This is a genomic window from Burkholderia sp. HAN2018, assembly GCF_024704855.1.
Classification (GTDB): domain Bacteria; phylum Pseudomonadota; class Gammaproteobacteria; order Burkholderiales; family Burkholderiaceae; genus Burkholderia; species Burkholderia cepacia.
In genome coordinates this window covers 1-10,349 of the sequence record NZ_QOBB01000252.1, presented here as the reverse complement: position 1 = coordinate 10,349, position 10,349 = coordinate 1, and the positions used below count along the sequence as shown (strand labels likewise).

Here is a 10,349-nt window from a genome sequence, read left to right as displayed (position 1 = left end):
CCGGACGCGCGACGCGGAAGTCCTCGAAGTCGGCCGCCGAGAACACCAGCATTTCGCCCGCGCCGTTGTTGCGGAAGTAGTCGGTGCCGTCGTGATACTTCGTGCTCTTCGTCCAGTTCACGAAGTCTTCCTTCTCGGCGTTCGGCTTCTGCGTGAACAGGTTGTACGCGATCCGGATCGTCATCTCGCCCGCGTCGTGCAGCTTGCGGATCACCTCGTAGTCGTCCGGATAGTTCTGCGAACCGCCGCCCGCGTCGATCACGCCGGTCACGCCGAGACGGTTCAGTTCGCGCATGAAGTGGCGCGTCGAGTTGTACTGGTATTCGAACGGCAGCTTCGGCCCCTTCGCGAGCGTCGCGTACAGGATCGTCGCGTTCGGGTTCGCGAGCAGCAGCCCGGTCGGGTTGCCCGCGGCATCGCGCAGGATCGTGCCGCCCGGCGGCTCCGGCGTGTCCTTCGTGTAGCCGACTACGCGCAGCGCGGCCGCGTTCAGCAGCGCGCGATCGTACAGGTGCAGGATGAACACCGGCGTATCGGGCGCGGCCGCGTTGAGTTCGTCGATCGTCGGCAGGCGCTTCTCGGCGAACTGGTGCTCGGTGAAGCCGCCGACCACGCGCACCCATTGCGGCGCGGGCGTGATCGCCACCTGCCGCTTGAGCATGTCCATTGCAACCGCGAGCGACGGCACGCCGTCCCAACGCAGTTCCATGTTGTAGTTCAGGCCGCCGCGAATCACGTGGCAGTGGTTGTCGATCAGGCCCGGCAGCGCGCCGCGGCCCTCGAGATCGACGACCTTCGTCGCGCGGCCCGCGAGCGGCATCACGTCCGCGTCGTGGCCGACCGCGACGAAGCGGCCGTCCTTGATTGCGACGGCGGTCGCGACGGGGTTCGCGCGGTCGAGGGTCGTGAACCTTCCGTTGTGAAGGATCAGATCCGGTTGAGTGGCGGGTGCGTTCATCAATGTGTCCTCGATCCAGTCAGAAACCGAGCCAGTGACGGACCGGTGCGACGGCCGCGACGCCGACCAGCATGCCGGCCAGCCCGACCAGGGCAATCAGCGGCGGTGCGGGCGAGCGCACCTTGACCACGCTGTACATGACGCCGACCAGCATGCCGGCACCCAATGAAACGACATACGATTCCATACGCTCCTCACGACTGGATTAGAATGACCCGCATTTCCGCCCGCACGGGCGCCATGCGCACGCGGCGCGATCCGCTGCCGCCCCACCCGCTTCGCTTGCCCGCCACGCCTTCCAGCCATGCAACATCTTCCCGATCTCGAAGCCTGGGCCATCTTCGCGCGCGTCGCCGAGACCGGTTCGTTCGCCAAGGCCGCCGACCTGCTCGGCGTATCGCAACCGACCGTGTCGAAAGCGATCGCCCGCCTGGAAAAGCGCCTCGGCGCGATGCTGCTGTACCGCACGTCGCGCAAGCTGTCGCTCACGCCGACCGGCGAGCTGCTGCGCGATCGCGCGATCCGGCTGCTCGCCGATGCCGAGCTGATCGAAGGCGAAGCCTCCGCGCATGCGCTCGAACCGCACGGCCTCGTGCGCGTGAACGCGCCGATGTCCTACGGCCTGTGCAATCTCGCGCCGCTGTTGCCCGCGTTTCTCGAGCGCTATCCGCGCGTCGACGTCGACCTCGTGCTGACCGATCACTTCGTCGACATCGTGTCCGGCGGCTTCGACGTCGCGATCCGGATCGCCGAACTGAACGATTCGTCGCTGCGTGCGCGCCGCCTGTGCGCGGTGCGCCGGCCGCTCGTCGCGTCGCCCGCGTATCTCGACCGGCACGGCCGGCCGACTCATCCGAACGAACTCGACCAGCACGTATGCCTGACCTACACGAACATTCCGACGCCCGAATACTGGCGCTTCCGCCACAAGACGTCGGGCGAGGAATTCGGCGTGCCGGTGCGCGGGCGCATTCGCGCGAACAACGCCGACGTGCTCTGCCCCGCGCTGATCGCCGGCCAGGGCCTTGCGCTGCAGCCGTCGTTCCTGGTGTGGAACGAGTTGCAAAGCGGCGCGCTCGAGGAAGTGATGCATGACTGGAAAATTCCCGATATCAACGTCAACCTCGTCACGCCGCCCGGCATGCTGCGCGCCGCGCGCGTGACGGCGTTGCTCGACTTTCTCGTCGAACACCTGTCGCACGCGCCGTGGGCGCTGCCGCCCGTCTGACCGGGCGGCAGCATGCGGCCGGTTACTTCGCCGGCACGGCCGGAATCGACTCGTGCGGCGTCGCGGTGCGCTGGGCGGCCTTGTGGACCATCGTGTACGCGTAGTCGACACCCATCCCGTACGCGCCCGAGTGTTCCTTCGCGATCTCCATCACCGCGTCGTAGGTGTCGCGGCGCGCCCAGTCGCGCTGCCATTCGAGCGCGACCTGCTGCCAGGTGACCGGCACGACGCCGGCCTGGATCATCCGCTGCATCGCGTAGTCGTGCGCGTCCTTCGACGTGCCGCCCGACGCGTCGGCCACCATGTAGATCTCGTAGTCGCCTTCAAGCATCGCGCAGAGCGCGAACGTCGTGTTGCAGACCTCCGTCCACAGGCCGGACACGACCACCTTCTTGCGGCCGTTCGCGGCCAGCGCGTCGCGCACCTTCTGGTCGTCCCACGAGTTCATCGACGTGCGCTCGAGCGTCTTCTGGTTCGGAAACACGTCGAGCAGCTCGGGATAGGTGTAACCCGAGAAGCTGTCGCTTTCGACCGTCGTGATCGTGGTGGGGATGTTGAATGCCTTCGCGGCCTTGGCGAGCCCGACGACGTTGTTCTTCAGCGTCTGGCGATCGATCGACTGCACGCCGAACGCCATCTGCGGCTGCTGGTCGATGAAGATGATCTGGCTATTGTGGGGAGTGAGGACTTCAAGTTTGGCGTTGCTCATGGCGCGAATCATCCTTTGGTCTGGAAACGTTCAAGGCTTGCCTCGACCGGGATGGCGGAGGAGCCGGCTGTGCGTTGCCCCGGATTGGCGTGTTCCGGTTGCAGCCATTTAATCGGAAAAGTCGCGGCTCGAACATCCAAGAAATGGAATCGATCGAATTCCGAAAGAGGGGGTCTCCGAGGGCTGTCCGCCCTTTTTTTCCGCACGTAAACCCGATACGCTTCCAGCACATTGAAGGCACCGCCTTCGCGCCCGATCAGCCTATCACGAGAGGTTTTCATCATGAAACCGTATTTTCTGTCGCTGTTCGCCGGCATCCTCGCCGGTGTCATCTACGGCGCGCTCGGCGTGAATTCGCCGGCGCCGCCGATCATCGCGCTCCTCGGCCTGCTCGGCATGCTGGCCGGCGAACAGATCCTCCCGCTCGCGCGCCGGATGCTGTCCGGCCACCGGCTCAATACCGCATGGCGCGACGCACAATGCAGCCAGCACATGTTCGGTACGCTGCCGGGCGGCGCCGCCAACGACCGCAAGCCGTCGTGACGCCAGGCTCATGACCAACGTCGAACTGTTCCATTACCTGCTGCTGTTGATCTGCGGCGCGGGCGCGCTCACGTGGCTCGCCGAACGCATCTCGATTCCGCCGGCCGTCGTGCTGCTGCTCGGCGGCTGCGTGGTCGCGGTCGCCGGCAAGCGTGTGCCCGACATGGACCCGGCGCTGCTGCTCGTGGCCGTGCTGCCGCCGCTGCTGATGTCGAGCGGGTTCTACACCGCGTGGAAGGAATTCCGGCAGGAGCTCGCATCGATCGCGTCGCTCGCGCTCGGCGCGGTGGTGTTCACCACCGTCGCGGTCGCGCTTGCCGTGCATGCCGTGAACCCGGCGCTGCCGTGGGCCGCCTGCTTCACGCTCGGCGCGATCGTGTCGCCGCCCGACGCGGTTGCCGCGAAGGCCATCCTGCAGCGCCACCCGCTGCCCGCGCGGCTCGTCGCGGTGCTCGAAGGCGAGAGCCTCGTCAACGATGCGTCGGGTCTGCTGCTGTACCAGATGGCCGTGTCGGCCGCGCTGGCGGTATCGATCACGGCCGCCAGCGCCACCGGCCTGTTCTTCTCGCTGACGCTGATCGGCATCGCGGTCGGCCTCGCGTGCGGCCATGCGATGTGCTGGGTGCTGCCGCGCCTGCGCGACCCGATGCTCGGCATCGTCGTGACCTTCGCGATGGCGTGGGGCAGCTACGGGATCGCGGAAGCCGTCGACGGCTCGGGCGTGCTGTCGGTGGTGACCTGCGGCCTCGTGCTCGGCGTGCGCCAGCATCGCGTGTTCGACGCCGACATGCGGATCAAGGCGAAGGCGACCTGGGAAGCGATCGTGTTCGTGCTCGACGCGCTCGTGTTCATCCTGATCGGCCTCGCGCTGCACGCGATCCTCGCACGCGTGAACCACGAAGGCGCGGTGCTGATGGCCGGCCTGCGCGTCGCGCTGCCCGCCACTGCCGCCGCGATCGGCGCGCGCCTCGTGTGGGTGTTCGTCGCGATGTGGCTGCCGGGCCGCCTGCGCGCGCCGCGCGCGGGCCACGCTCCGTGGTCGTGGCGCGAAGCCGTCGTGCTCGGCTGGTCGGGCATGCGCGGTGTCGTGAGCCTCGCGGCCGCGATCGCACTGCCGGCCACCTTCCCCGGCCGCGACCTGATCCTGTTCAGCACGTTCCTGCTGATCATCGCGACGCTCGTCGTGCAGGGCGGCACGCTCGCGCCGCTGATCCGCGTACTGAAGCTGCGCCCGGCCGCGCGGCACACGATGTCCGAACATGCCGTGCGCGCGCACACGTTCGGCGCGGCGCTCGCCGAACTCGACGCGCTCGAACAGCGCGGGTCGAGCCTCGAACGCCCTTCGCTCGACCGCCTGCTCGCCGAATACCGGAACCGCGTGACCTTCAACGAACGCGCGCATCGTCACGGCACCGAACCGGCCAACGTGCGGGCGCGCATGCTGCGCGTCGAACTCGACCTCGTCGGCGTGTCGCGCCGTGCGCTGCTCGACCTGCATCGCGACGGCAAGGTCGACGACACGGTGCTGCACCGGATCGAATCGGAACTCGATTTCGAGGAGCTGCGCCTGCAGCGCCTGCTCGAACCCTGAAGCCCGGCCAAGCCGCCGCCTCCCCCTTTCTCCTTATGGAACCGCAATGAGCGAACTGTCCGTCGAAGCAAGCATCGGCGCCGTCGATTACCTCGTCCACTTCACCGACGGCGTCCACCAGTGGCGCGCCGACGAGCCCACGCCGCTCGGCGGCGGCGACACCGCGCCGACGCCCGTCGCGCTGCTGCTGTCGAGCCTCGGCGCATGCACCGCGATCACGCTGAAGATGTACGCGCAACGCAAGGGCTGGCCGCTCGCCGAAGTGCACGTGAAGCTCGCGCACGAATCGGGCAGCGCGGGCAGCACGATCGTGCGTCGCATCACGCTCGACGGCGACCTGTCCGGCGAACAGCGCGAACGCCTGCTGCAGATCGCGAACGCATGCCCGGTGCACAAGATCCTCTCGCATCCGATCACCATCGACACGGCGATCGCCTGACGCGCCCCGCACCGACCACGAGAATCCCCACCATGTCCGCCTCGATCAAGACCCTGCTCACGCCGCGCGAAAGCGACATCGGCAACCTCGTCGTGCGCCGCGTGCTGCCCGCGCGCGCCGCACGCCTCGTCGGCCCGTTCATCTTCTTCGACGAGATGGGGCCGGCCGTGCTGCCGGCCGGCCGCGGCATCGACGTGCTGCCGCATCCGCACATCGGCCTCGCGACCGTCACCTACCTGTTCGACGGCTCGCTGATGCATCACGACAGCCTCGGCTTCCGGCAGAAGATCGTGCCGGGCGACGTGAACTGGATGACGGCCGGCCGCGGCATCGTGCATTCGGAGCGTTCGCCCGACGAAGACCGGCCGCGCGAGCAGCCGGTGCACGGGATCCAGACCTGGGTCGCGCTGCCGGTCGAGCATGAAGACACCACGCCCGCGTTCGTCCATCATCCGGCCGACACGCTGCCGTCGTTCACGCGTGACGGCACGACCGTGCGCGTGATCGCGGGTACCGCGTTCGGGCTCGCGTCGCCGGTCGCCGTGTTTTCGCCGACGCTCTATGCGTATGCGGAATTCGCGGCTGGCGGCACGCTCGCGCTCGATGCCGAACATGAGGAACGCGGTGTGTACCTGGTCGACGGCGACCTCGCCATCGACGGCACGCCGCTCGCCCCCGCGACGATGGCCGTGCTCGAACCCGGCGCGACCGTGGCGCTCGCCAGCGCAAGCGGCGCACGCGTGATGCTGCTCGGCGGTGCGCACCTGCCGGGCGAGCGTTTCATCGAATGGAATTTCGTGTCGAGCACGCGCGCGAAGATCGACGCGGCCCGCGCCGCGTGGGCCGATCAGACCTTCGGCAAGGTGCCGGGCGAAGAAAACGAATGGACGCGCCAGCCGGAACGCAAGGCGCAACAGGCGCAATAGGCCCAATAGGCAGGATCGCCCGCAGGCAACCGACGGCCGGCACGCATGCCGGCCGTCGTCCCGTCCGTGTTACGTCGACGGTTTCAATCCCATCAGCTTCGCCAGTGTCGGCCAGCGATCGAGCGACTCGATGAACGCACGGCGCGCCTGCTCGTCGACGTAACGCCCGGGATCGAGCGCGGGCAGATGCCGCGCGAGGCCGAGCACGTCGTTCGGTTGCGACAGGCGATCGTCGTCGCCGTCACCGTGCAGCATTACTGTTCGTCGATCCATACGCCATCCGGAGTTTTCACCGAGTAACCCTCGGCCGTCTGCATCGTCACCGTGCCCTCGTTCTCGCCGACCATCCGCGTGCGCGGCAGGTCGGCCGCGTATTGCGCGAGCGTCGTGCCCGGCTTGAACGGGCTGTTCGACACGAGGTTCGACAGCAGTTGCGCGAGCGCGAGGAAGCTGGTCGACTGGTCGATCACGGTCGTCGCGCCGTGATTGCCGGCAAAGCCGACGAGCCGCACGCCCACCGGCCCGTGCACGATGCGCGGCGTCGGGATCTCGCGCAGGCCCGCGACCTGGTACTTGTCGCCGCGCAGCGCGGCGCCGTGCTCGGGCACGAATACGATCACCGCACGGCGGCCCGATTGCGCGATCAGGTCGGCGAGGCGGTCGAAGTCGTTCATCATCTTCGTCACGCGCTGCGGATACGAGTCGATGCTCGTCAGCGAACTGCCGACGATCCGGTTGCCGTCGTGCAGGCTGATCGTGTTGTAGTACAGCGCGACCGGGCCTTGCACCGACGCGCGCTGCGCATACCAGTTCGCGAGCGTCGTGTAGTCGTCCTTGATCGCCGAGCCGTCGAACGCGTGCATCGCAACGGGCGCGGCTGCGTTCGAGATCATCGGCGCGTCGGCCACGCCGATGTTGTCGTGGATCACCTGCAGGAAATTGTCGAAGTGGCCGTCGTGGTTCAGCAGCGACTGCACCGAGTAACCGGCGCTCGCCAGTTGCGAGAACAGGTGGCACTGCTGCGGCGCGGGTTTGTACAGGTCGGCGTGCGCTTCCTGCCCGCAGCTCGCGCGCAGCACGCGGATCGCCGCCGGGCCGCTGTAGCTCGCGGCCGTGCTGAAGTTCGAGAACAGGTAGTCGAAATGGCTCAGCATCGGATGGTTGCGCGCTTTCGCGGCATCGAGGTCGTCCCACGACAGCGAGCAGATGTGCAGCACGATCACGTCGAACTGTGTGGCCGGATCGCTGCCGAGGTGGCCGAACGCGACCTGTCGCTGCGACTCCTGCGTGCGGAACGTCGCGAGCGCGGCGTTGTGGTCCTCGGGCTGGCCGACGAGCGTCGTGCCCGCCGCGTTCGCCTGCTGCGGAAGCGGCGCGACGACGCGCGCCATCAGCCCGCTGCCGGCCTGCCACAGCGGCATCACGACCAGCACGGCCAGCACGAAGGTCGCGACGCGCAGCCAGCGGTTGACGATGAAGTAGACGATCAGCACGCCGGCCACCGTCAGCACCAGCACGGGCGGCAGCAGGCGCGGCAGCAGCTCCATCCAGTAGTCGAGACGGAACGTGCTGACTTCCCGCGCGGCCTCGGCGAGACGGGCAAGCGGCGGTGCATGCAGCTCGCGCGCGAGCAGCGGCACCGCGATCGCGATCGCGACGACCTGCCGGACGATGCGCCACGCCCGCCGCCGGATCGGCGCGCTCATCGCGAGCGCCACCGCGAACGCGAGGTTCGCGAGCCAGAACGGCTGCAGGTGCCCGGTCGCGAACAGCGCGAACTTCAGGATGAAATACAGATTCCAGAACGTCATCTAACCCACTCCATGATGAGCGCGCGTCAGTCGCGCGCCCGATCGAGTTTCGGCGCCAGCATGGCCTGCAGGCCGCGCGCCGCACCCTTCCACATCCGTACATAGCCGTCCAGGCCGATGCGCAGCACTTCCTTCAGCCCGCGCAGCGGCGTGTCGACGCGCTGGCCTTCGTGCCAGTCGAGCCACGCGTCCGCGCGCCCGAACGTGCATTGCACGAGCTGGCGCTCCTGTTCGAGCGTCAGTTCCTCGAAACTCACGCCGACATGGGTCGGCGTCACGCGGCTCACGCGCACCGGGAACGGGAACGGCCGGTCGCCGCGCGTCACGCACACCGTCAGCGTGTCGCCGACGGCGACCGGGAGCCCCGGCACCGCTTCGAGGCCGAGGCCGCCGGTCGAGTAGTCGCTCGTGAAGCATGCGGCCGTCGAGCCGTCGGCGAGCAGCAGCGTGGCCGGCACGCGCATCGCGATCCGGTGCGTGACGCGCACCTGTTTGGTCTCGCGCGCGACGGCGAGCGCGGCGCCGAGCATCGCGAGGTTGTACACGGTCCAGCCGAGCGTGATCAGGATCGTCGACGCCTCGTCGCCCTGGTCGGCCACGAGCCGCCAGATGCCGGCGAGGATCGCGAGCACGTTCAGCCCGAACAGCACGAGATACGGCTTCGACGTCGACCAGTCGACGTAGCCTTCGTCGATCTTGCCGCCCTTGTCGGTCACGTTGAACTTGCCGTGCTTCGGGCTGAAGAACGCGACGGTGGTCGGCAGCGCGATGTACCACGCAAGCACCGACTCGTAGACCTCGGCCCAGAACGAATGACGGTAGCGCCCCTGCATCCGCGAGTTCGCGACGTTCGCGAGCACGAGGTACGGGATCACGTAGCTCGCGAGCGCGAGCGACGACGCATTGATGAAGTACAGGTGGAAGAACAGGTACGCGAGCGGGATCGTCAGGAACACGAGCCGCGGAATCCCGTAGAAGAAGTGCAGCATCGCGTTGCCGTAGCAGATCCGCTGGATCAGGCCGAGCCCGCGCCCGAGGAACGGATTGTCGATGCGGAAGATCTGCGCCATCCCGCGCGCCCAGCGCGTGCGCTGCTTCACGTGGCCCGCGAGGCTTTCGGTCGCGAGGCCGGCCGCCTGCACGGTCGGCAGGTACGCCGACGTATAGCCGCGCCGGTGCAGCTTGAGCGCCGTGTGCGCATCCTCGGTCACCGTCTCGACCGCAACGCCGCCCACCTCTTCCAGCGCGCTGCGCTTGAGCACCGCGCACGAGCCGCAGAAGAACGTCGCGTTCCACAGGTCGTTGCCCGACTGCACCAGGCCGTAGAACAGGTTGCCCTCGTTCGGGATCTCGCGGAACGTGCCGAGGTTGCGCTCGAACGGATCGGGCGAGAAGAAATGGTGCGGCGTCTGCACCAGCGCGCACTTCGGGTCGCGCAGGAACACGCCCATCGTCGTCTGCAGGAACGAGCGCGTCGGCACGTGATCGCAGTCGAAGATCGCGATGTATTCGCCGTGCGTCTTCGGCAGCGCGCGGTTGATGTTGCCGGCCTTCGCGTGGCGGTTGTCGTCGCGCGTCAGGTAGTCGATGCCGGCCTCGGCCGCGAACGCCGCGAACTCGGGGCGCCGGCCGTCGTCGAGCAGGTACACGCGCAGCTTCGCGCTCGGCCAGTCGATGCTCTGCGCGGCGAATACCGTCGGCTTCACGACCGACAGCGGCTCGTTGTAGGTCGGGATGTAGATGTCGACGGTCGGCCAGGTGTCGGGATCGTCGGGCAGCGGCACGATCGGCCGGTCGAGCGGCCACGCGGTCTGCACGAAGCCGAGCAGCAGGATCATCCACGTATAGGCTTCCGCGCCGTACAGCAGGTAGCCCGCGATGGCCTCGACGGGGCTGCGGAAATCGAGCGTCTGCGTGGTGCGCCACCACACGTAGCGCACCGTCGCGAGCAGCGCGAGCGACGCGAGCGCGAGCGTCGGCAGATGGCCCGGCAGGCGGCGCAGCATGAGCGCCAGCACCGCGACGATCGCGAAGAACGCGAACTGCGCGCCGGGCATCAGCGGCGACATCCCGGCCGCGGCCCACAGCAGTGCGCCGGCCACCAGCAGCAGCGGCGCGAGCCAGCGGCGCCGGCCGACGCCGTT

Annotated in this window: 12 protein-coding genes; 5 read left to right on the top strand and 7 right to left on the bottom strand. The window is 68.1% G+C overall.

The genetic code is table 11. The annotated features are described in order from the left end of the window. Both DPV74_RS35335 and DPV74_RS35330 read right to left on the bottom strand, forming a co-directional pair. Positions 1–958 (bottom strand): amidohydrolase family protein (locus tag DPV74_RS35335; RefSeq protein WP_162923229.1); only part of this gene is annotated, 958 nt, incomplete at its 3' end. 19 nt (positions 959–977) lie between these two features. Next, on the bottom strand, positions 978–1,145 hold the full coding sequence (locus DPV74_RS35330; protein ID WP_060173866.1) for a DUF1427 family protein: 168 nt from the start codon (positions 1,143–1,145) through the stop codon (positions 978–980). Between the two features lie 117 nt (positions 1,146–1,262). Here DPV74_RS35330 and DPV74_RS35325 point away from each other — a divergent pair, with 117 nt between their 5' ends. Next, on the top strand, positions 1,263–2,186 hold the full coding sequence (locus DPV74_RS35325; RefSeq protein WP_119338882.1) for a LysR family transcriptional regulator: 924 nt from the start codon (positions 1,263–1,265) through the stop codon (positions 2,184–2,186). A 22-nt stretch (positions 2,187–2,208) separates the two neighbouring features. On the opposite strand, the gene DPV74_RS35320 is transcribed toward DPV74_RS35325, so the two are convergent. Further along, positions 2,209–2,895 (bottom strand): hydrolase, encoded by a 687-nt coding sequence (locus DPV74_RS35320; RefSeq protein ID WP_060173865.1) that lies wholly within the window; start codon positions 2,893–2,895, stop codon positions 2,209–2,211. A gap of 8 nt (positions 2,896–2,903) precedes the next feature. Further along, the gene (locus tag DPV74_RS35315; RefSeq protein WP_124546985.1) at positions 2,904–3,179 is read right to left on the bottom strand and encodes a hypothetical protein; all 276 of its coding nucleotides are present in this window, start codon (positions 3,177–3,179) and stop codon (positions 2,904–2,906) included. Between DPV74_RS35315 and DPV74_RS35310 the strand changes: the two genes are divergently transcribed. Genes DPV74_RS35310 through DPV74_RS35295 form a run of 4 tightly spaced genes read left to right on the top strand, consistent with a single transcriptional unit; the run spans position 3,178 to position 6,394 of the window. Continuing rightward, a complete protein-coding gene (locus DPV74_RS35310; protein WP_027787770.1) occupies positions 3,178–3,438 on the top strand; it encodes a DUF1427 family protein in 261 nt (86 codons plus the stop codon). The two genes, DPV74_RS35315 and DPV74_RS35310, sit on opposite strands and share 2 nt — an antisense overlap. 10 nt (positions 3,439–3,448) lie before the next feature. Then, positions 3,449–5,029 (top strand): sodium:proton antiporter, encoded by a 1,581-nt coding sequence (locus DPV74_RS35305; RefSeq protein WP_027787771.1) that lies wholly within the window; start codon positions 3,449–3,451, stop codon positions 5,027–5,029. A 46-nt stretch (positions 5,030–5,075) separates the two neighbouring features. After that, positions 5,076–5,468: an OsmC family protein gene (locus DPV74_RS35300; protein WP_021160831.1), complete on the top strand. Its 393-nt coding sequence runs from the start codon at positions 5,076–5,078 to the stop codon at positions 5,466–5,468. A 32-nt stretch (positions 5,469–5,500) separates the two neighbouring features. After that, positions 5,501–6,394, top strand: a complete 894-nt coding sequence (locus tag DPV74_RS35295; protein ID WP_027787772.1) for a pirin family protein — start codon at positions 5,501–5,503, stop codon at positions 6,392–6,394. Positions 6,395–6,463: 69 nt separating this feature from the next. Here the strand turns inward: DPV74_RS35295 and DPV74_RS35290 are convergent, their stop codons facing one another. The 3 genes from DPV74_RS35290 to bcsA form a co-directional block, all read right to left on the bottom strand. Next, entirely contained in the window at positions 6,464–6,667 is a 204-nt protein-coding gene (locus DPV74_RS35290) for a hypothetical protein (protein ID WP_027787773.1), read from the bottom strand. After that, entirely contained in the window at positions 6,649–8,205 is a 1,557-nt protein-coding gene (gene bcsG / locus DPV74_RS35285) for a cellulose biosynthesis protein BcsG (RefSeq protein WP_119338881.1), read from the bottom strand. Before bcsG ends, DPV74_RS35290 begins: the two co-directional genes overlap by 19 nt. A 26-nt stretch (positions 8,206–8,231) precedes the next feature. Next, on the bottom strand, positions 8,232–10,349 hold a 2,118-nt coding region (gene bcsA, locus DPV74_RS35280; RefSeq protein WP_119338880.1), incomplete at its 5' end, for a UDP-forming cellulose synthase catalytic subunit.

What these genes read in the sequence shown, in the direction of transcription:
- DPV74_RS35310 (WP_027787770.1), top strand. Translation starts at nt 3,178, where the DNA reads ATGAAACCGTATTTTCTGTCGCTGTTCGCCGGCATCCTCGCCGGTGTC.
- DPV74_RS35290 (WP_027787773.1), bottom strand. Translation starts at nt 6,667, where the DNA reads ATGGATCGACGAACAGTAATGCTGCACGGTGACGGCGACGACGATCGC.
- DPV74_RS35330 (WP_060173866.1), bottom strand. Translation starts at nt 1,145, where the DNA reads ATGGAATCGTATGTCGTTTCATTGGGTGCCGGCATGCTGGTCGGCGTC.
- bcsG (WP_119338881.1), bottom strand. Translation starts at nt 8,205, where the DNA reads ATGACGTTCTGGAATCTGTATTTCATCCTGAAGTTCGCGCTGTTCGCG.
- DPV74_RS35320 (WP_060173865.1), bottom strand. Translation starts at nt 2,895, where the DNA reads ATGAGCAACGCCAAACTTGAAGTCCTCACTCCCCACAATAGCCAGATC.
- DPV74_RS35305 (WP_027787771.1), top strand. Translation starts at nt 3,449, where the DNA reads ATGACCAACGTCGAACTGTTCCATTACCTGCTGCTGTTGATCTGCGGC.
- DPV74_RS35325 (WP_119338882.1), top strand. Translation starts at nt 1,263, where the DNA reads ATGCAACATCTTCCCGATCTCGAAGCCTGGGCCATCTTCGCGCGCGTC.
- DPV74_RS35295 (WP_027787772.1), top strand. Translation starts at nt 5,501, where the DNA reads ATGTCCGCCTCGATCAAGACCCTGCTCACGCCGCGCGAAAGCGACATC.
- DPV74_RS35315 (WP_124546985.1), bottom strand. Translation starts at nt 3,179, where the DNA reads ATGATGAAAACCTCTCGTGATAGGCTGATCGGGCGCGAAGGCGGTGCC.
- DPV74_RS35300 (WP_021160831.1), top strand. Translation starts at nt 5,076, where the DNA reads ATGAGCGAACTGTCCGTCGAAGCAAGCATCGGCGCCGTCGATTACCTC.